The following is a 20,823-nucleotide window of genomic DNA, read 5'->3' on the forward strand; positions in this document are numbered from 1 at the left end:
AATAGAGAATCTATCAGCGTACTTTATAAGCCCCTATCTTAACGAGAAAGCAATAAGGGTAGTGTCGGATTTTGTAAATTTTGTCGTAGTTAGAACAGCTTTTCCATTTCTTTCGCCCGTTTGATAGCGGCTTGCATGGCGCTGGCAACAGTTTCTGGTAAATGCTGCTCGTTAAATACCCTAATTGCCTCGGCCGTCGTCCCTCCTTTCGAGGTCACCTGTTTACGTAGTGTCGAAAGTGGCAATTGCGGGTTAGCTTCCACGAGTGCAGTCGCTCCAGAGGCGGCTTGTTGCACCAGTAGGCGTGCGGTTTCACTATCAAAACCTAACCGTTCGGCTTCTTGTTGCATTGCTTCCATAAACAGGAAGAAATAGGCCGGTGCACTGCCTGCTGCGGCAATAACGTTGTTGATGCCGTTTTCATCATTCACCCAACAGACTTTTCCTACCGAGCTCATCAGCGAGGCGGTAAAGTTACGATCGTCCTGTGAAACCTGCTCTGGTGCATATAGGCCGCTCATCCCTTTACCCACCAGAGATGGGGTATTAGGCATAATACGCACCAAATTGAGTTTATCCCCCAATAGCGCATAGAAACGTGCAACCTGAACACCTGCAGCAATGGAAAGCACTAGTTTGCCGGTGAAATCGACATTATCTCGCAATGCCTGACATACATCGGCCATTAATTGAGGTTTAACCGCTAAGACGATCACCCCAGCCTTTTGTGCTTGAGTGTTATTATCATCACTACTGATGACACCAAATTCAGCGGCCAGAGCATCACGATTTTTAGCTGAAGGTGCGCAAACGCTGATCATTTTAGCGGGATAACCACCGGCAACCAACCCTGCAATAATTGCGCGAGCCATATTGCCAGCGCCAATGAATGTTATGTTGCGATGTTGCATCAATTTCTCCTATGCCCTTGGTACTTAAAGCCGCAGCCCGAAGGTGTTAATTAACATTAGCGGCTCTGACGCTACTGACTTTGGGGGTTAAGCGCGGGTACCAAAAATGGCGGTACCAATACGCACTAATGTACTTCCGGCACTAATAGCGGCTGCCATATCATCTGTCATGCCCATAGAAAGCGTATCCATCTGAGGGTAGCTGGCTTTTAAAGTCAAGAAAGCCTGATGCATTTGCTCAAATACCGCCAGTTGTCGCGGGTAATCGCTTTCCGGTGCCGGAATAGCCATCAATCCGCGTAAATTCAGGTTAGGCAGCTCACTAATACTGGCTGCTAATGCGGGTAGCTCTGTTAAGGCAACCCCAGATTTACTTTGCTCATCACTGATATTGACCTGAATCAGTACGTTCAGTGCGGGCATTGCTGCTGGGCGCTGAGTGCTTAGGCGCTGCGCTATCTTCAGCCGATCAACGGTATGACACCAGGCAAAATTTTCTGCCACTAACCGGCTTTTATTGGATTGCAGCGGGCCAATAAAGTGCCATTCAAGATCGGCGCTATTGGCAAAGTAGTGGATTTTATCTACCCCTTCCTGCACATAGTTTTCGCCAAAAGCATATTGCCCTGCCACGATGGCCTCTTCGATAGCGCTCACAGGTTTGGTTTTACTAACTGCAAGCAATGTCACTTCTTCTGGAGAGCGTGCGCAATTGTGTGCAACTGTTGCGATCCGCGCTCTGACATCCTGTAGATTCTGCTCAATTGTGCTCATATGGACCCAGGAGTTTGATATGGATTTCACCAGTCTGGATGATAAAAACACAGACCAGGATAACCCTGTATTTAGCGATGGCACAGCTAAATGCATTGACTTAGAAAGCCCCGAACATACCGATGATGGCTTTGATGAACAGGACTTCGCGAATAAGGTGGCGGCTAGTGTAAATCATAACGCATCGGATCTGCACCTTTGTACCGGTTATCACCCGGTATTACGTATTGATGGCGTACTGAAAACCTTCACTCACTGGCCACGGGTGAGTGTCAACTGGCTCAATAAGCTCAGTCGGCACTTATTAAGCGAGGCGCAGTATCGCCGATTGCGGGAAATGGGGCAGGTGGATTGTGCTTATACGACAATTAGTGGACAACGGCTACGGGCTAATATTTTTCAGCAACAGCAGGGGCAATCGGTAGCTTTTCGTATTATCTCTGCGGCATGCCCATCACTGGAAGAGTTGGATGTCCCACCGATTATTCACCAACTCGTTGAGCAAGATAATGGGTTGATTCTGGTTACTGGTGCGACAGGCAGTGGTAAGTCCACGACATTAAGCGCGATGATCAGTGCCATCAATCAGCATCAGGCTCGTCATATCATTACGCTTGAAGATCCGATTGAGTTTGTTCATAGCAGTCTTTCATGTTTGATCCAGCAACGGGAGCTGGGGAGCCATACCCAATCTTTTAGTCATGCCTTAACTGGAGCATTGCGTCAGGATCCCGATATCATTTTGTTGGGTGAGTTACGTGATCTGGATACGATTCGTTTAGCTCTGACTGCCGCTGAAACGGGGCATTTGGTGCTGGCTACGCTACATACTCGTACAGCAACACAGGCAATTGATCGGCTGGTAGATGTTTTCCCTGCGGCAGAGAAAGCCACTATTCAGGCACAATTGGCAGCGAGCTTACGTGCGGTTATCGCACAAAAGTTATGTAATAAAACAGCCGGTGGGCGCATTGCCGTTTTTGAAATTCTGATACAAACCACTGCCGTCAGCCATTTGATTCGTGAAGGTAAATCCTATCAGCTCCCGAATGTGATACAAGCTGGCGCGCAATGGGGGATGCAAACCTTTGAGCAAGGGATGGTGCGGCGGGAGAGGCAGGGGATATTGGCAGAGAATAATGTTAGCCAATTAACATAGCGCCGCTAACCAACAGTAAGTGATTCGGGTGAATGAGAGCCGCTAACACTGCCACGGCTCCAGGTAGGAAGAAGTTACCCAAAGTAATTGGGGTTGTGGCAAGGCAGCAAACGAATAAACCCCGATGAGCTTACGATCTGTAAGTGATTCGGGTGAATGAGAGCCGCTAACACTGCCACGGCTCCAAGTAAGAAGGGTAATTATGCTGACGGGATCTGCTGAGTAATACAGTGAATATTCCCCCCACCGAGCAGGATCTCTCGGGCGGGAACACCGGTAATCACAAAGTCTGGGAACATCTGCTGCAACAGATCTTGCGCCACGCCATCGGTACGGTAATCTAACAACGGGTAAATGATTTGTTGGTTACTGATCAAAAAGTTGACGTAAGAGCCAGCCAGTCGTTCACCAGCGGTACGGGGAACCGCATCGCTGGATAGCACATCGAAAGTCTCTTCTTCGGTGTTATACAGTGGGCCGGGAGCCGGTAGTTTCCAGATTTTTAGCTTGCGGCCTTTGGCATCAACCGCATTGGATAACACATCAAAAGCAGCAACTGATCGTGCGTACTGTGGATCTTGTTGATCGTCGGTCCAATGTAGGGCAACTTCACCCGGGCGAACAAAACAGCACATATTGTCGATATGACCATCAGTTTCATCGTTATAGACGCCATCTTGCAACCAGATGAAGTGTGTAACACCCAGGTATTCACGCAATAACTGTTCAATCTGTGCTTGATTCAGATGCGGATTGCGGTTTGGATTCAGCAAACATTCAGCGGTGGTTAGCAAAGTGCCTTCACCATCGGTATGAATCGAACCACCTTCTAATACCAGTGGGGCGCTGTAATAGGCGTTATGCAGGAAGTCACTCACTTGAACGGCAACTTTCTCATCTTGTTGCCAGTTGGCATACAGGCCACCGTTAAGGCCGCCCCATGCGTTGAACTGCCAATCCACAGCGCGGCGTTCACCGCTACCGTTAATCACCATCGTCGGGCCGGTGTCACGCATCCAGGCATCATCACTGGCCATTTCGACCAATGTTACGTTAGCAGGCAGGGTTGCTTTAGCCTGAGCCATAAATTCAGCTGGCACGCCCATAAATACGGGGGTTGTACCGCTGATGGCCTCAGCAACTTTGGCAAACGTCTGCTGAGCGGGAGCCCCCTTGCCACGCCAGTTATCTTGACGGTATGGCCACAGCATCCAGACCGCATCCTGCTTTGCCCACTCGGCAGGCATAAAGAAGCCATCCTGCTGTGGTGTGCCGGGTAGGGCTTGTGAAGCTGAAGCTTGTAAAATCGCATCTTGTGCAGACATAAATTATCTCCGGGTCTTGCCGTCAGAAGTGGCTAAAGCTTGATACATTTCTGGGCGGCGATCGCGGAACAAGCCCCATGAAGCGCGCTGGGCAGCGATTTCTTGTAAATCAAATTCATGTACCAAAACAGCCTCATCCGTTTTGTTGGCCTGAGCCAGCAGAGCGCCAGTCTGGTCAGCAATGAACGAAGATCCGTAGAAGGTCATTTCCAGGCCCGCTATAAATTTACTTTTCTCGGTACCGATACGGTTAGATGCAATTACGGGCACCAGGTTTGCAGCGGCGTGGCCCTGCTGTACGCGGGTCCAGTGTGGTTGGCTATCGATTTCAGGATAGGCAGGTTCAGAACCAATCGCGGTCGGGTAGAAGATGATTTCCGCACCAAGCAGTGCCAGGCTACGGGCCGTTTCCGGGAACCACTGATCCCAACAGATGCCAACGCCTACTTTGGCATAACGAGTTTGCCAGACTTTAAAACCGGTATCGCCCGGAATAAAGAATTGTTTTTCCTGATAAGCCGGGCCGTTAGGAATATGGGTCTTACGGTATACATCTAACACCGAGCCATCAGCATCAATCATAACCAGCGAGTTATAATAAGCATTGTTGGCTTTCTCAAAGAAGCTCAGCGGTAACACTACTTCCAGCTCGGCTGCCAACTTGGCGAAGTGCTTAATTAACGGGCTACTATCCAGCTCTTGGGCCAGTGCATAGTGTTCCGGGCTTTGATCAATACAGAAATAAGGTGCGGCAAACAGCTCCTGAATCAGGATGATCTGTGCACCTTTGGCATGCGCTTGACGTACCAGTTTCTCGGCATTTTCAATGTTCTTAGGTAGGTCCCAAGAGCAAGCCATTTGGGTCGCAGCAACAGTCACTTTTGTCATGAGAAAACCTCAATAAATGTAAAAAACACCCGCATGGGGTGTGCAATATTTGAGCCGCTGATTGGCATAGGTTCAGTATACAATCCTGTGGGTACAGGTGTCACGATATGCGGGGGATTGCCAAACCAGACGGTGGAAACATAATCTGGGTAACCGTATCTGAAGCTGAATAAAAACCTATTCAGCCAGCCTGTTCATCAAACCAACTTTCCAGAATAATGACCGCAGATGCAGCATCGACACTGCCTTTATCCAAAGCACGGTAGCCGCCACTGTCAAATAAGTTGGCGCGGGCTTCTACGGTGCTGAGGCGTTCATCCTGTAAGGCTATTTGTACACCAAAGCGGCCATGTAAGCGGTTGGCAAACCTGCGCGCGCGGGTAGTTAGGGGTTGCTCGGTGCCATCCATATTCAGCGGCAGTCCGACAACGACTAAATCAGGTTGCCACTCTTTCAGCAGTTTTTCGACTTTCTGCCAGTCTGGCGTGCCATCCTGCGCTTTAAATGACGTTAGTGCGCGGGCAGTGCCGGTCACTTCTTGGCCAATAGCTACGCCGATACTTTTAGTCCCAAAATCAAAGGCAACAATCGTGCGATTAGCCATTAGGCGTGTCCTGCTTGCGGAGCAATATTAAAGATATTGATACCCAACTTGTTGGCCGCAGCTTGCCAACGTTCTGCAATTGGCGTGTGGAACAGAATGTTGGTATCAGCCTCAATCGTCAACCAGGTGTTATCCAGCAATTCCTGCTCTAGTTGCCCCTTTTGCCAGCCTGCATAACCCAATGCCACCAGTAGATTTTTAGGTTGTTCTGGCGTCCCTAGGGTCTCCAATACATCTTTGGAGGTGGTTATCATCGTATCGGCTGAGATAGGAATACTGGAGCCGAATCCCTCCCGTGGTGAATGCAGGATAAACCCCCGATCCTCTGCCAGTGGCCCACCGGTTAATACCGGTTTATCCAGACGTATCGCCGGGTCTCGCGGTGAAGGGCTGATTTTCAGTTTTTCCAGCACAGTTTCTACCGTGAACTGTTCCATAGGTTTGTTTATCACTAAGCCCATTGCGCCCTCTTGGTTATGCTCGCAGATGTAAATAACCGAGCGCATAAATAGGGGGTCTTGGAGTGAAGGCATAGCGATAAGAAAATGATGCTGTAAATTCATTATGTTATATAGGGGATTCGCTGAGTTAAGGGGTGAACTTTTGTCAGTATGCGGATAAATGCCAATAAAGTCACGGATCCCCTTCGTCCTTGAAGCCGCAGGGGTGTTGGCTGCGTTCACGCACCCGAATCACTTACTTGAGTAAGCTCATCGGGATTTACTCTCTTGCCGCCTACCTGCAACTCCAATGACTTTGGGGGGATCCTTCGTCCTTGAAGCCGCAGGGGTGTTGGCTGCGTTCACGCACCCGAATCACTTACTTGAGTAAGCTCATCGGGATTTACTCTCTTGCAGCCTACCTGCAACTCCAATGACTTTGGGGGGGATCCTTCGTCCTTGAAGCCGCAGGGGTGTTGGCTGCGTTCACGCACCCGAATCACTTGACTGCGTAAGCTCATCGGGATTAATGAGCCTCATCCTTGAGGCTCACCCTGCGGGCTAGCATAAATGCTGTTCAAATCGGTTCCTGACCGATTTGTTACTCTCTTGCCGCCTGCCTGCAACACCCATGACTTTGGGGAGGGTATCTGGTTTATTTATTAGCTAACCGCGCTTCGATTGCATCCATCAGCATTTTGGTAATGGACACATCCGGGAAGGCAGCTTCAATTTCACGGATGCAGGTCGGACTGGTGACGTTAATTTCAGTCAGGCGATCGCCGATAATATCTAACCCGACGAAAATTAAGCCTTTTTGCTTCAGTACCGGCGCGACAGCGCGGGCAATCGCCCAGTCGCTCTCACTGAGTGGACGGGCTTCGCCTCGGCCGCCAGCTGCCAGATTACCCCGAGTTTCACCTTGCGCCGGGATACGTGCCAGGCAGTAAGGCACCGGCTCGCCGTCAACCACCAAGACCCGTTTATCGCCTTCTTTGATGGCTGGCAGGAAGTTCTGTGCCATGCAGAATCGGTTGCCCAATTCGGTCAGAGTTTCAATAATCACCGACAAGTTAGGGTCATCTTGTTTCACACGGAAGATTGAGGTCCCCCCCATACCATCCAGCGGTTTCAGAATGATATCACCGTGTTTTTGATGGAATTTACGAATGCGGTCTTTATTGCGGCTGACCAGAGTATCCGGCGTTAATTCAGGGAACCAGGCGGTAAACAGCTTCTCATTACAGTCACGCAGGCTCTGCGGCTTGTTCACTACCAGTGTGCCCTTATCTTCTGCGCGCTCCAGAATATAGGTGGCGTAGATGAATTCAGTATCAAACGGCGGATCTTTGCGCATCAGGATGACATCAAGGTCGTGCAGGGGAATATCCTGTTCAGCGCCGAAACTGAACCAACTCTCTTTATCCTGTTTTACGCTGAGTAGACGGGTACTGGCTCGGCCTTCACCACCCTGTAAGTACAGGTCACCCATCTCCATGTAATGCAGTTCCCAACCGCGGCGCTGTGCTTCCAACAGCATGGCGAAGCTGGAGTCTTTCTTGATATTAATGGACGAGATTGGGTCCATTACGATGCCGAGCTTGATCATTCTTCTCTCCTAATGGGAACGAATTTTATCCCAGATCACCAAACCGCACCTGTAAAGCAGTGATTGCGGTAAGAGCTGTAGTTTCGGTACGTAGAACTCGTGGACCTAGCAGGATATCAGTAAATCCAAGGCGCGAGGTCATGGCAATTTCATCGGCAGAGAGGCCGCCCTCCGGGCCAATCAACAAACGCACGTTGTTGAGTGTAGGGGGAAGGGTATTGATGCTGTTGCTGGCGCGCGGATGCAGATTCAGTTTCAGGCTATCATCCTGCTCAGCACACCAGTCTGATAGTTGCATGGCGTTGCGGATTTCCGGGATCCTATTGCGGCCACACTGCTCGCAGGCAGCGATAGCAATTTTCTGCCACTGCTGGAGTTTCTTCACTAAACGCTCGCCATCGAGCTTAACCCCACAACGTTCAGAAAACAGCGGAGTAATCACATTGACACCCAGCTCAATCGATTTCTGCACGGTAAATTCCATTTTCTCGCCCCGGGAGATCACCTGACCCAAATGTAAGCTCAGTGGTGATTCACGGTCTTCCAATTGCCCTTCACCAAGCCGAACCCGCAGATTTTTTTTATCTGAGCGGACAATTTCGGCAGCGAAGACCTGATTGCTACCATCAAATAGTTGCAGGCTTTGCCCCTCAACCATACGGAGCACGCGGCCTACATGATTGGCTGCCTCATCGCTCAACGCCAGTTCGGTATTCGCCTGCAAAGGCTGTGGATGATAAATGCGGGGTATGCGCATGGGTTGCTCTAAGTCCTGAAACGAAAACATACCGCGCAGCGAGTGGTGCCACGCGAAATAAATAAGTGCCTAAGGAGACCAGAGGCAGGGAAGTATCAACCCATATACTAGATTAGCCTTTTTGCTGCTGGCAAGCCCGTTGTACATAAGGGTTATGATTACCCTGAGCTTTCGCTATCCGCTCATCACGTTGGCATTCCCAGTTGGTGACAGGGTACTGGCGGTTCCAGACCTCAAACAGCTTGCTTTGTTGGCTGGAAAGTCGCAGTTGATATTGATCGCGCATATAAAAATAGGTGCGGGCAATTGCTCCGCGAGCACGCGCTGGCGGCTCTGCCAGTTTATTTTTAAAATCAATTTTCATATCACATTGACCGTATTGGCCCTGGCCGCCATTCCATTGGGAATACATGAAGTTATTGCGGTCACCATTCACTTCGCCAATAGCCGGTTGCAGATTATGCAGATCAGTTTCTATTTGGCGATAGATGGGATCTTTAGTGCAGTTTTTGCGGCCACCTTGTTGCCAGCATTGGCGCTGGTGGCCAAATTGCCAAGCCGGAACCACATGCTCCCACTCGATCCTTGCTGCTCGCTGGGCGTTTTTTCTTGGTTGATAGCCACAACTTTTCAGGTCAGGAATACCTTTCTTACCTTGCCAATCAATTTTGCATCCGCAGTAAAAACTGCCGGGGGCATCCTGATTAATTTTTACAGCGACCGCTTTGGCCTGAGAAAAGTTATTAATGCTTTGACTGTGACTGACCAGAGGAAGCAACGAGGAGGATAAAACCAGCAAGAATAGAATATTGCGTAACATATCTCAAAACAGCCCGATGATGAAAAGCAGGCAGGTTATAGATAATACTGATGGATAGCAAATTAACATGCTGTTTTATAACAAGTAACACCAATTCCTAACAGCTTTTTAGCGCGTTAAATTGCAGCTTTTCACCACAGTGGCGGCAGCGATATTCGCTCTCGCCGCGCTGTACTTTATTGTGGCGACGAATGGTTAATGCATGTTGCTGGCATTTGCACTGATAATTGAAGGTCTTACTGCGCACCGAGGCGACTTCAAACTGGTGGGTGCGGCTGGCGGGGACTTGCAATACCTGCTCCATCATCCAGCGCCACTCTTTACCATGGGGAGCAACTCGGCCAAATTGGCGATAAACCAGCAAGTGAGCCAGTTCGTGCGGCACCACTTCCTCGATAAAGTCCTGCTGATTTTCCAGTAACAATACAGGGTTAAGACGAATCTCGAAGGATTGCAGATAGGCACTACCCGCGCTAGTGCCGCGTTGATGATAATTGATTTTCGGCTCCGAGTAGGCGGTGCCAAGATGTTGATTCGCTAACTGCAATTTGTGGCGCAGGCAGCGCATAACGGCTTGCTGTAACGCGATTGGGATTCGTTGTGTACTCATATCGCCGAAGAATAAAACGGTCGATAAGCAGATGCAAGCCAGTAGGCAGGACTATTTTGAGTAGATTATTATATAAAAACATATAATATAAAAATATATAATGAAATCTAGTTATCCGAAGGGCTTATGAATAACCATCAAATGATCAGCATGGATCTTATGAGGCAAGCGGCAGCAGCGGCTGGTGATGTATTACGGGTGCTGTCAAATGAGGATCGTTTGCTCTTACTGTGTCAATTGAGCCAGGGAGAAAAAGCAGTAGGTGAATTAGAAGCCGCATTGGGGATTCATCAACCAACGTTATCACAACAGCTTGGTGTGCTGCGTAGTGATGGGCTAGTGAACACTCGCCGCGACGGTAAGCGGATATTTTACTCAATCGCCGATAGTAAAGTTTTGGCACTGTTGGAGCTGCTCTATCAGCTTTATTGCCCACAAGAGAAGGAGGCAATATGACTATCGATTGGATTAACTTTACCCCTTACAGTGCACTGGCCGGAGGGGCAGTATTGGGCGTTGCAGTAACGTTTCTATTGTTAGCCACTGGCCGGATTGCTGGTATTAGTGGCATTTTGGGGGGCTTACTTTCGCCAAAAGCAGGGGATCGCGGCTGGCGTATGGCATTCATCATTGGTTTGGTTATTTCACCTTTGGTTTATTCGCTGTTTACCGTGTTACCGGTTATCCAAATTGATGCAGCTTTGCCCACTCTGATTTTAGCCGGATTGCTGGTAGGAATTGGGACGCGCTATGGTGCCGGATGTACCAGTGGGCATGGCGTCTGTGGGCTAGCTCGTTTCTCGCCACGTTCACTGGTGGCGACATTGAGCTTTATGTTTACCGGCTTTATCACTGTGGGGCTGGTTCGCCATCTATTTGCTTAGGAACAGAATATGAATCTATTTTTCTCGCTGTTGGCCGGGCTGATATTTGGTTTGGGCCTGATAGTTGCAGGTATGGCCAACCCTGCCAAGGTCTTAGGTTTTCTCGACATTAGAGGTTTATGGGACCCGTCATTGGCATTGGTGATGGCAGCCGCAGTGGCTATCGCGCTACTCGGTTTTACCTGGGCCAAAAAACGTAAAGTCAGTTTGCTGGGGCAACCCTTGCAATTGCCAACCTCTAATCGTATTGATCGGCGGTTAATTGGCGGTAGCCTGTTGTTTGGCGTCGGTTGGGGATTGGCGGGGATATGCCCTGGGCCGGCACTGGTATTGCTGGGCGCAGGGATGTTCAAAGGGGTTATCTTTGTCGCCGCGATGGTGGCGGGAATGGCAATATTTAGCCTACTAGAGCGTGCTCGTTAGATATAAAAAACCCCGCCAGGCGGGGTTTTTGCTGTTCAGCGCTTAACGGTTGAAACTTATTTCAAGCCAGCAGCCTCACGCAGCAAGGCGGCTTTGTCGGTTTTTTCCCAAGGGAATTCTTCACGACCAAAGTGACCATAAGCTGCGGTTGCTTGATAGATCGGATGCAACAGATCCAGCATCTGAATCAAGCCATAAGGGCGCAGTTCGAAGAATTCACGTACCAAGGTAATCAATTGATCCTCAGAGACCTTACCCGTGCCGAATGTTTCCACCATGATGGAGGTAGGTTCTGCCACACCAATGGCGTATGAAACCTGAATCTCGCAACGGTCAGCCAGGCCAGCCGCAACAATATTTTTCGCTACATAACGGGCAGCATATGCTGCTGAGCGGTCAACTTTGGATGGATCTTTACCGGAGAATGCACCGCCCCCATGACGAGCCATGCCGCCGTAGGTATCAACAATGATTTTACGCCCAGTCAGACCACAGTCGCCCATTGGGCCACCGATAACGAAACGGCCTGTCGGGTTGATATGATATTTGGTAGCTGCGGTGAGCCACTCAACAGGTAGAACCGGCTTGATAATCTCTTCCATCACCGCTTCTTGTAAATCTTTCAGACTGATATCTTCTGAATGCTGCGTCGACAGAACAACCGCATCAATACCGACAATCTTGCCGTTATCATACTGGAAGGTAATCTGGCTTTTTGCATCCGGGCGCAGCCATGGCAAGGTGCCATTTTTACGCACTTCAGCCTGACGCTTTACCAAACGGTGTGCATAGGTAATAGGTGCAGGCATTAAAACGTCGGTTTCGTTAGTGGCATAGCCGAACATCAGGCCCTGATCACCCGCGCCTTGTTCTAAGGGGTCTGAACGGTCAACACCCTGATTAATATCAGGTGACTGCTTCCCAATCGCACTTAAAACGGCGCAAGAGTTAGCATCAAAACCCATCTCAGAATTAACATAACCGATTTCGCGCACGGTTTTACGGGTGATCTCTTCGATATCTACCCATGCGTTAGTGGTAACTTCACCGCCAACTAATACCATACCCGTTTTGACATAGGTCTCGCAGGCAACACGCGCTTTTGGGTCTTGCTCAAGAATTGCGTCCAGTACCGCATCTGAAATCTGATCAGCAATTTTGTCTGGATGCCCTTCAGAAACAGATTCCGACGTAAATAAGTGTTTAGCCATTATTTTCTTTACCTTGAATACAAGTGAAAAGTCACTGCATAGCGTTGGGTGCCAGGCAACAGAAGCCTACGTTTGGTTAGGTCTTCTGATACGTTGACGTTTTACAACGCCTCTTTAGGCAAAGCCTTTAGCAGTCGATCCCATTCGTACTTGAAGCTGCCTGGTTGTTAGCTGCACGCAGTCCTCCGAACCACTCATTTGAGTAAGCTCATCGGGCTGGTTCGTCTGCTGCCCACCCGCAACGCCAAGTTTTTTGGGCGTATAAATTTAGAAGCCTTGCATGATTTGTCGCACACGTAGCATTCTAGCAATTAAAATGTTTGGATGTATTAACATCTGGACGTCTATTTTAGGTCAGCTTTTACTCTTAATGCCAGCCCTTTTTGCATCAAGATATTTCTTGCTTTGGTTGTCATGGTGTTTATTTACCGCTTGATACAGTTATACCCGTCATACTTCAAGCTGCATGTGCGTTGGCTACACTCAATAACCCGAATCACTTGCGACAGTAAGTTCATCGGGATTATCTCGCTTGCCGCCTTCCTGCAACTCGAATTATTTAGGGTATACACGCTATTTTCATTTTGCATTTTGCTCGCGTTATAGGTATAAACTGCGCGCGCAGCTTATTTGATATGCAATGATGAAGATGGCAGAGGATGACATTAGCTCATTGTTACATTTTCAGAGTTTTGCACTCAGGTGTTTAACCGTGAATGGGCATGAAAATAGCGGCGTCATCAAACTGTTACTTAATCTGTCTATACCCAATAGATTTCAATATGCAGCTATTTCCCCTGTAACTTGAAAGATGACGGGTTTATTTAAAGTCTTGTCCGTTCAATCTGAGCGGCATGCGTGGAGGTGGTTGGATTAATGATCCGTTGTCAACTGGTTGCTGCACATCAACAGCTACGTCGTTCTGACGTTCAATCCCCCTTTGCAACCTTCCTTTCTTGTACTCCATCAAGGCGATGTTACACCCACATGGGTGCGTCTCAGGATTCGCGGGCAGGTTAACAGCCGCCTGAAGCACTGAATTCGGCTAGCCTGACCACTTTGCGGCTAATCCGATTCACAAAATCTCAATACGTATTTACAGTCGAACGTATTTTCCATTTAAACGTGTTTTACCCTTTTGGGTAATGAATAGCTGAGTGATAAACCACTTGTGGATAGCGCTTTGCAGCGTAATATTCTGCCGATTCGGCGTCCACGTGGGTTGTCCTTGCTGGTTGTAGCTGCGATAGTGGCTGACTTTATCGTCAGTATCGCAATAGAGGCGAATTATGTCTGATGATAACTTGATTGGCCGTCCGTCAGCAGCGGGCGCACATGTTTCTTTACGCTCTATGCAGGAGGTTGCCATGAATGACCGTAATGCCAGCAAGATGCTGAGCACGTATAACGTCGCCTATTGGGGTGGCAACTATTATGACGTCAACGAGTTGGGTCATATCAGCGTTTGCCCTGATCCAGATGTTCGTGAGGCGCGTGTCGATCTGGCGCAACTGGTCAAAGGAATGCAGCTCGAGCAGGGGCAACGTCTGCCTGCATTATTCTGTTTCCCACAAATTTTACAACATCGCCTACGCTCAATTAACGGTGCATTTAAACGTGCGCGTGATTCATTTGGCTATGAAGGCGACTACTTCCTGGTTTACCCGATTAAAGTAAACCAGCATCGCCGGGTTATTGAGTCTTTAGTCAATTCTGGTGAGCCGTTGGGGCTGGAAGCTGGCTCTAAAGCTGAAATGATGGCGGTTTTGGCCCATGCAGGTATGACCCGTTCGGTTATCGTTTGTAACGGCTATAAAGATCGTGAATATATTCGTCTGGCATTAATCGGCGAAAAACTGGGCCATAAGGTTTATCTGGTCATCGAAAAGATGTCAGAAATCAAAATGGTATTGGAAGAAGCCGAACGCTTGAATGTGGTTCCGCGCCTGGGTGTTCGTGCGCGCCTGGCATCACAAGGTTCCGGTAAATGGCAGGCCAGCGGTGGTGAGAAATCTAAATTTGGTTTGTCTGCCACCCAAGTGCTGCAATTGGTTGATATGCTGCGTGACGCCAATAGTCTCGAAAGCCTGCAATTACTGCATTTTCATTTGGGATCTCAGCTATCCAACATCCGTGATATCTCCACCGGGGTTCGTGAGTCTGCACGTTTCTATGTGGAATTACACAAGCTGGGTGTCAATATCCAGTGCTTCGATGTGGGTGGTGGTTTGGGGGTGGATTACGAAGGGACGCGTTCTCAGTCCGATTGCTCAGTAAACTATGGCCTGAATGAATATGCCAACAACGTTATCTGGGGTATTGGTGATGCTTGTAATGAACATGGCCTGCCGCATCCTACCGTGATTACGGAATCGGGCCGCGCAGTCACCGCGCACCATACCGTGCTGGTTTCCAATGTGATCGGCGTAGAACGCAATGAATTTAATGAGCCACAGCCACCGGAAGAAGATGCACCTCGTGCGCTGATAAGCCTGTGGGATACCTGGCTGGAAATGCAAGAGCCGGAAAACCGCCGCTCTCTGCGCGAATGGCTGCACGACAGTCAAATGGATTTACATGATGTGCATAGTCAATATGCCCATGGGATACTGGACCTGACACAACGTGCCTGGGCGGAACAGATGTACCTGAGTATCTGCAATGATATCCAGAAGCAACTGGACCCAAGCAACCGTGCACACCGGCCAATCATTGATGAGCTGCAAGAGCGTATGGCCGACAAGCTGTACGTGAATTTCTCGCTGTTCCAATCTATGCCGGATGCCTGGGGTATCGATCAGTTATTCCCAGTGTTGCCACTGGAAGGGTTAGATAAGCCACCAGAACGCCGCGCGGTATTGCTGGATATTACTTGTGACTCAGACGGTACTATCGACCATTATATTGACGGCGATGGGGTAGCAACCACCATGCCGATGCCGCCATATGATGCTGAAAACCCGCCATTGTTGGGCTTCTTTATGGTTGGTGCCTATCAAGAGATTCTGGGCAATATGCATAACTTGTTTGGTGATACTGCCGCGGTTGATGTGTATGTATTCCCAGACGGCACGGTTGAAGTTGAGCAGACTGACGAAGGTGATACCGTCGCAGATATGCTGGAATATGTTCAGTTGAACCCAGAGAAATTGTTGAACCAATTCCGTGATCAGGTGAAAGAAACTGATCTGGATACCGAGTTGCAGGCGCAGTTTATGGAAGAGTTCGAAGCAGGTCTGTACGGTTATACTTATCTCGAAGATGAATAACGGCTAACGGCTGCTTTTTCAACGCAAGAAGTCTCTCTATATTAAGGGCAAACTCAGGTTTGCCCTTTTTGTTTGCCCCTGTTACTGGTGATTGTCCAAATATCAACCACACTAATATTGGTCATTTATGATGCTTATCTGAGAGGTGCTTGAATGGGATGGGTCAGTGTTTGTAAGGTAAATTACGTCAAGCCCGATTTTCCTTTCTCAGCGCAGATTGATGATAAAAGGATTGGCGTCTATGTCATTGATGGTGAGTATTTTGCGATGGAAGACATTTGCCCTCATGCCAATGCATTGTTAAGTCAGGGCTTTATGGATGGAGAAACCGTTGAGTGCCCATTACACGGTGCATTGTTTGATGTGCGGACCGGCCAGTGCTTGCGTGAGCCAGGCGATAGGGATTTAGCAACCTATCCAGTGCGCATTAAAGGTGATCAGATTGAGGTAAATCTGGACGTAGATAGTGGCGGGTAATATTTAGTAATAAGAGAGTAACGCCCGCAAAAATCACGGGCGTTATACAGTGATAATTGACGGGGTTTACTTCTCAGCAGCAATACGTTGGCGAATATGATCAGCCCGCGCTTGTGATGACGGATGATCGTCAAACATGCTGCTAGTACGGCCTGCTTCCATGGTTGCCAATTTTTCAAAGCTAGTGACTAAACCATTTGGATCGATACCGCGTTTTTTCAACAAATCGAATGAGTAATCATCCGCTTCGCTTTCTTGTTTCTGTGAAAATTGAGCGTTAACCAATTTCTCGCCAATATCTGCTAACTGAGACTGAGATAACTGCCCGGCAATCCCGCCCGCGGAACTGGCTGCGGTACGCAGGGCTGTCGTGCCATAGGCCACTTGCATCGCTTTACGGGTATGCCCCAATGCCACATGGCCCATCTCATGACCGAGTACACCTTCCACTTCATTGTCGGTCATCATGTCCATCAGGCCGCTATAGACACGAATACAACCATTTGCCATGGCCCAGGCATTCACATCCTTTGTGACATACACCTTATAGTTAGCTGGCGTACCATTAATGTTATCGCCTAATGCGGCTGAAATTTTCACCAACCGTTTGGCATAGGTACTGTCTGTTGGCGCTATCTGCGCTTTCTGATCCATTTCAGCGCAAGATTTTTCGCTGAGCATTTTTACATCAGCATCATTCAAGGTTGCCGCTTGAAATGCCTGTGCGCCTGACTGCATTAAGCCATCAGTATTCATATTCTGGCAGCCGCTAAGCAGCGCTGTAAGGCTCAGTGCAATCATTGAGGTACGAATTTTCATAACACTTTCTTCCTGTGGTTATGCCATTTTATTATTGGAGAGGACCGTTCTCTTCGTGATGATAACGTATCAGTTGCGTTATCTATCCATCATTATTCGCCAACAGTCACTGTTGCATTCTTATTAACTATTGCATTAATCGCTGTTGAATCGACGACGGTTGTTCTACTCTGTCGGCAATAGGTCTTGCCCGAAATATTCGTGGCAACGTATGGTTTATATCGGTTTGTTTGCAAAAACGAACACTGCCAGCCGACAGAGTGGTTAATACACTCATTGTGTGGCTAAAAACGCAGCGAGGGTAACGCGACTCAATCGTTACAGCTATAGCTTTATTCTGAAAATATGGAAGTTTTAGCTCATTTAGTTTTAGTGATTGCCGTTTCAATGCTGAGTCTGAGAAAATGGTAAACTTGAACGCTTTTTTTTAATCCGACCTGGAGTAAAACATGTCCTCTCGTAAAGAGCTTGCCAACGCGATCCGCGCACTAAGCATGGACGCAGTGCAGAAAGCGAATTCCGGCCACCCCGGCGCCCCTATGGGTATGGCAGATATCGCCGAAGTTTTGTGGCGTGACTATTTGAACCATAACCCAACCAACCCACACTGGGCTGATCGCGACCGTTTCGTGTTATCGAATGGTCACGGCTCCATGTTGATCTATAGCTTGCTGCATCTCACTGGCTATGATTTGCCGATGGAAGAGCTGAAAAACTTCCGTCAGTTACACTCTAAAACGCCTGGTCACCCTGAATATGGCTATACCGCTGGCGTAGAAACTACCACTGGCCCGCTGGGTCAGGGCATTGCGAATGCTGTTGGTTTCGCCATTGCAGAACGCACGCTGGCCGCACAGTTTAACCGCCCAAGCCATGACGTTGTTGATCATCACACCTACGCATTTATGGGTGATGGCTGCATGATGGAAGGTATCTCCCACGAGGTGTGCTCTCTGGCTGGCACCATGAAGCTGGGCAAACTGACCGCTTTCTATGACGACAACGGTATCTCTATCGATGGTCACGTTGAAGGCTGGTTCACTGACGACACGGCGGCTCGTTTCGAAGCTTACGGTTGGCATGTGGTTCGTGGTGTTGATGGCCATAATGCTGATTCAATCAAAGCGGCTATCGAAGAAGCTCACAAAGTTAGCGACAAACCTTCACTGCTGATGTGCAAAACCATTATCGGTTTTGGCTCACCGAAGAAAGCCGGTACGCATGACTCACACGGTGCACCATTAGGTGCTGATGAAGTTGCTGCTACCCGTGAAGCATTGGGGTGGAAATACCCTGCATTTGAAATCCCACAAAATATCTATGCTGCGTGGGATGCTAAAGAAGCCGGTCAGGCAAAAGAAGCTGCCTGGAACGAGAAGTTCGCAGCTTATGCCAAAGCTTATCCAGAACTGGCTGCTGAATTCAAACGTCGTGTCAGCGGTGAATTGCCTGCTAACTGGGCGACTGAATCCAAGAATTTCATCGAACAATTGCAAGCTAATCCTGCCAAGATTGCCAGCCGCAAAGCATCACAAAATGCGCTGGAAGCCTTCGGTAAAGTATTACCTGAATTCTTGGGCGGCTCTGCTGACCTGGCACCGAGTAACCTGACTATCTGGTCTGGTTCTAAATCACTGAGCGATGATCTGGCGGGCAACTACATTCACTACGGTGTCCGTGAATTTGGTATGTCTGCCATCATGAACGGTATTGCTCTGCACGGTGGTTTCATTCCTTACGGCGCAACCTTCCTGATGTTTGTGGAATATGCCCGTAACGCGGTGCGTATGGCTGCTCTGATGAAAATCCGCAGCATATTCGTATACACCCATGACTCTATTGGTCTGGGCGAAGATGGCCCAACCCATCAGCCGGTTGAGCAGATGGCCAGCCTGCGTGTAACACCAAACATGAGCACCTGGCGTCCTTGTGACCAGGTTGAGTCTGCGGTGGCATGGCAGTATGCGCTGGAACGCAAAGATGGCCCGAGTGCACTGATCTTCTCCCGTCAGAATCTGGCACAACAGCCACGTACTGCTGAGCAGTTAGCCAATATCGCTAAAGGCGCATATGTACTGAAAGATTGTGCAGGCCAGCCTGAACTGATCTTCATTGCTACCGGTTCTGAAGTTGAACTGGCAGTGGCAGCAGCAGATCAACTGACCGGCGCAGGCCACAAAGTGCGTGTTGTTTCTATGCCATCAACTGATGCATTCGACAAACAAGACGCCGCTTACCGTGAATCTGTATTGCCAGCAGCGGTTAGCGCGCGCGTTGCCGTTGAAGCCGGTATTGCCGATTACTGGTACAAATACGTTGGCCTGAATGGCGCGGTGGTTGGTATGACCACCTTCGGTGAATCTGCACCAGCAGAATTGCTGTTTAAAGAATTTGGTTTCACTGTTGAAAACGTGGTAGCGAAAGCTCAGGCGCTATTGAAATAAGAGACTGCGTTACTATGAAATATGCCCAAAAAACTTGGTGGTGCCGCTAGCATTCCAGCAGTTCCAAGCCAAAGGGTATACCGGGTGTAAACGGTGATGACAATCCCGGTAATACACCTGTTAAAAGACCGCTTCTGCGGTCTTTTTTTTCGCCAATTGATGGATGTATTGTGCCCTTTATCAGGCAGATATTCCTTTTATGATTAGTTTGGTTTATTCTGGCTGAAGCGTTTCAGTCATGATTGATTTTCAGTTTCAGTAAAATTAGCTGAGGAAAAAGCCGGAAGTATTCTGGCTGAATTGTGATAAGACGATTAACATCTTAGGGTACGGTGCAGTACGCTATGGGGTTGCATGATAATAACCAGAAACAGGGAGTAACATGACAATCCGCATAGCGATAAATGGCTTTGGCCGTATTGGCCGTAGCGTTTTACGCGCATTGTATGAATCGGGTCGCCGGGCAGAAATTTCAGTAGTTGCTATTAATGAGTTGGCTAATGCACAAGGGATGGCCCATTTACTGAAGTATGACTCCAGCCATGGCCGGTTTGCCTGGGATGTTCGTCAGGAATGTGACAATTTGTACGTCGGTGACGATATCATCCGGCTGATACATCAGCCAGAAATAGAGCAGTTACCTTGGGGTGAGTTAGGAATTGATGTTGTTCTAGATTGTAGCGGCGTGTATGGCAGCCGTGCCGATGGCGAGGCTCATATTGCCTCCGGTGCCAAAAAGGTACTGTTTGCCCATCCTGGCGGCAATGATTTAGACGCAACAGTAGTCTATGGTGTAAACCATCAAGATTTACTGGCGGAGCACCGGATTGTTTCCAACGCTTCCTGTACCACGAACTGCATTATTCCTATTATTCAGTTGTTGGATATCGCTTATGGCATCGAGTCTGGCACTGTGACCACCATTCATTCATCAATGAATGATCAACCCGTTATCGATGCTTATCATCAGGATTTACGCCGTACCCGGGCAGCAAGTCAGTCAATTATCCCGGTTGATACTAAACTGGCGGCAGGGATTACCCGTATTTTTCCGAAGTTTTGTGACAGGTTTGAAGCTATCTCGGTACGGGTGCCAACCATCAACGTAACCGCTATCGATTTAAGCGTTAGCGTGACAAACCCGGTTGGTGTCGCTGAGGTTAACCAGCTTTTTCAAAAGGCAGCAAGAGGTTCATTTCGTGGTATAGTTGACTATACGGAATTACCCTTGGTGTCGACCGATTTTAACCATGATCCGCACAGTGCAATTGTCGATTGCACGCAGACTCGGGTCAGTGGGCAGCACCTGATTAAGACCTTGGTATGGTGCGATAACGAATGGGGTTTCGCCAATAGAATGTTGGATACGACATTGGCGATGGCCCGAAGTGGTTTCTAG

The 20,823-nt window shown here is 48.7% G+C and carries 21 protein-coding genes; 9 read left to right on the top strand and 12 right to left on the bottom strand.

Going from position 1 to position 20,823, the window contains the following annotated elements; translation table 11 throughout:
* Positions 1-89: 89 nt before the first annotated feature.
* A complete protein-coding gene (gene proC, locus V2A84_RS22875; protein ID WP_083162685.1) occupies positions 90-911 on the bottom strand; it encodes a pyrroline-5-carboxylate reductase in 822 nt (273 codons plus the stop codon).
* A gap of 87 nt (positions 912-998) precedes the next feature.
* On the bottom strand, positions 999-1,685 hold the full coding sequence (locus V2A84_RS22880) for a YggS family pyridoxal phosphate-dependent enzyme (protein ID WP_083162687.1): 687 nt from the start codon (positions 1,683-1,685) through the stop codon (positions 999-1,001).
* Between the two features lie 19 nt (positions 1,686-1,704).
* Here V2A84_RS22880 and V2A84_RS22885 point away from each other — a divergent pair, with 19 nt between their 5' ends.
* Complete coding sequence (locus V2A84_RS22885) at positions 1,705-2,844, top strand: type IV pilus twitching motility protein PilT (RefSeq protein ID WP_193784783.1); 1,140 nt, start codon at positions 1,705-1,707, stop codon at positions 2,842-2,844.
* Between the two features lie 200 nt (positions 2,845-3,044).
* On the opposite strand, the gene aguA is transcribed toward V2A84_RS22885, so the two are convergent.
* The 8 genes from aguA to V2A84_RS22925 all read right to left on the bottom strand — a co-directional run bounded on the left by aguA (position 3,045) and on the right by V2A84_RS22925 (position 9,897).
* On the bottom strand, positions 3,045-4,169 hold the full coding sequence (aguA, locus tag V2A84_RS22890) for an agmatine deiminase (RefSeq protein ID WP_083162689.1): 1,125 nt from the start codon (positions 4,167-4,169) through the stop codon (positions 3,045-3,047).
* Between the two features lie 3 nt (positions 4,170-4,172).
* On the bottom strand, positions 4,173-5,057 hold the full coding sequence (aguB, locus tag V2A84_RS22895) for an N-carbamoylputrescine amidase (RefSeq protein WP_083162691.1): 885 nt from the start codon (positions 5,055-5,057) through the stop codon (positions 4,173-4,175).
* 181 nt (positions 5,058-5,238) lie between these two features.
* Complete coding sequence (gene ruvX / locus V2A84_RS22900) at positions 5,239-5,661, bottom strand: Holliday junction resolvase RuvX (protein WP_083162693.1); 423 nt, start codon at positions 5,659-5,661, stop codon at positions 5,239-5,241.
* Complete coding sequence (locus tag V2A84_RS22905; RefSeq protein WP_083162695.1) at positions 5,661-6,224, bottom strand: YqgE/AlgH family protein; 564 nt, start codon at positions 6,222-6,224, stop codon at positions 5,661-5,663. Before V2A84_RS22905 ends, ruvX begins: the two co-directional genes overlap by 1 nt.
* A gap of 532 nt (positions 6,225-6,756) precedes the next feature.
* The gene (gene gshB, locus V2A84_RS22910) at positions 6,757-7,710 is read right to left on the bottom strand and encodes a glutathione synthase (protein ID WP_083162697.1); all 954 of its coding nucleotides are present in this window, start codon (positions 7,708-7,710) and stop codon (positions 6,757-6,759) included.
* A gap of 25 nt (positions 7,711-7,735) precedes the next feature.
* Positions 7,736-8,467 carry a 16S rRNA (uracil(1498)-N(3))-methyltransferase gene (gene rsmE, locus V2A84_RS22915; RefSeq protein ID WP_083162699.1) on the bottom strand — a complete coding sequence of 244 codons (732 nt, stop codon included), beginning with the start codon at positions 8,465-8,467 and terminating at the stop codon, positions 7,736-7,738.
* A 112-nt stretch (positions 8,468-8,579) separates the two neighbouring features.
* Positions 8,580-9,287, bottom strand: a complete 708-nt coding sequence (endA, locus tag V2A84_RS22920) for a deoxyribonuclease I (protein WP_083162705.1) — start codon at positions 9,285-9,287, stop codon at positions 8,580-8,582.
* A gap of 97 nt (positions 9,288-9,384) precedes the next feature.
* The gene (locus V2A84_RS22925; RefSeq protein ID WP_083162707.1) at positions 9,385-9,897 is read right to left on the bottom strand and encodes a SprT family zinc-dependent metalloprotease; all 513 of its coding nucleotides are present in this window, start codon (positions 9,895-9,897) and stop codon (positions 9,385-9,387) included.
* A 126-nt stretch (positions 9,898-10,023) separates the two neighbouring features.
* Here V2A84_RS22925 and V2A84_RS22930 point away from each other — a divergent pair, with 126 nt between their 5' ends.
* From V2A84_RS22930 to V2A84_RS22940, 3 genes are read left to right on the top strand one after another with little or no spacing between them, the layout of a single operon-like run.
* Positions 10,024-10,353, top strand: coding sequence for a metalloregulator ArsR/SmtB family transcription factor (locus V2A84_RS22930; protein WP_193784784.1), 330 nt, complete (start codon positions 10,024-10,026; stop codon positions 10,351-10,353).
* Entirely contained in the window at positions 10,350-10,781 is a 432-nt protein-coding gene (locus tag V2A84_RS22935) for a YeeE/YedE family protein (RefSeq protein WP_083162709.1), read from the top strand. Before V2A84_RS22930 ends, V2A84_RS22935 begins: the two co-directional genes overlap by 4 nt.
* A 9-nt stretch (positions 10,782-10,790) precedes the next feature.
* On the top strand, positions 10,791-11,204 hold the full coding sequence (locus V2A84_RS22940) for a DUF6691 family protein (RefSeq protein ID WP_083162711.1): 414 nt from the start codon (positions 10,791-10,793) through the stop codon (positions 11,202-11,204).
* Between the two features lie 56 nt (positions 11,205-11,260).
* On the opposite strand, the gene metK is transcribed toward V2A84_RS22940, so the two are convergent.
* Complete coding sequence (metK, locus tag V2A84_RS22945; protein ID WP_083162713.1) at positions 11,261-12,415, bottom strand: methionine adenosyltransferase; 1,155 nt, start codon at positions 12,413-12,415, stop codon at positions 11,261-11,263.
* 876 nt (positions 12,416-13,291) lie between these two features.
* Here metK and V2A84_RS22950 point away from each other — a divergent pair.
* The 3 genes from V2A84_RS22950 to V2A84_RS22960 all read left to right on the top strand — a co-directional run bounded on the left by V2A84_RS22950 (position 13,292) and on the right by V2A84_RS22960 (position 16,161).
* Positions 13,292-13,435 carry a hypothetical protein gene (locus V2A84_RS22950; RefSeq protein ID WP_420070940.1) on the top strand — a complete coding sequence of 48 codons (144 nt, stop codon included), beginning with the start codon at positions 13,292-13,294 and terminating at the stop codon, positions 13,433-13,435.
* A 269-nt stretch (positions 13,436-13,704) separates the two neighbouring features.
* Positions 13,705-15,684, top strand: a complete 1,980-nt coding sequence (gene speA / locus V2A84_RS22955) for a biosynthetic arginine decarboxylase (protein ID WP_442849084.1) — start codon at positions 13,705-13,707, stop codon at positions 15,682-15,684.
* Between the two features lie 153 nt (positions 15,685-15,837).
* Positions 15,838-16,161 (top strand): non-heme iron oxygenase ferredoxin subunit, encoded by a 324-nt coding sequence (locus V2A84_RS22960; protein ID WP_083162719.1) that lies wholly within the window; start codon positions 15,838-15,840, stop codon positions 16,159-16,161.
* A gap of 66 nt (positions 16,162-16,227) precedes the next feature.
* Here the strand turns inward: V2A84_RS22960 and V2A84_RS22965 are convergent, their stop codons facing one another.
* Positions 16,228-16,980, bottom strand: coding sequence for a M48 family metallopeptidase (locus V2A84_RS22965; RefSeq protein ID WP_083162721.1), 753 nt, complete (start codon positions 16,978-16,980; stop codon positions 16,228-16,230).
* Between the two features lie 449 nt (positions 16,981-17,429).
* Between V2A84_RS22965 and tkt the strand changes: the two genes are divergently transcribed.
* Positions 17,430-19,424, top strand: a complete 1,995-nt coding sequence (tkt, locus tag V2A84_RS22970; RefSeq protein ID WP_083162723.1) for a transketolase — start codon at positions 17,430-17,432, stop codon at positions 19,422-19,424.
* A gap of 382 nt (positions 19,425-19,806) precedes the next feature.
* Positions 19,807-20,823 (top strand): erythrose-4-phosphate dehydrogenase, encoded by a 1,017-nt coding sequence (gene epd / locus V2A84_RS22975; protein WP_083162725.1) that lies wholly within the window; start codon positions 19,807-19,809, stop codon positions 20,821-20,823.

Origin of the sequence: Yersinia sp. 2553 StPb PI (assembly GCF_052217105.1) — a bacterium.
Taxonomy (GTDB): domain Bacteria; phylum Pseudomonadota; class Gammaproteobacteria; order Enterobacterales; family Enterobacteriaceae; genus Yersinia; species Yersinia enterocolitica_E.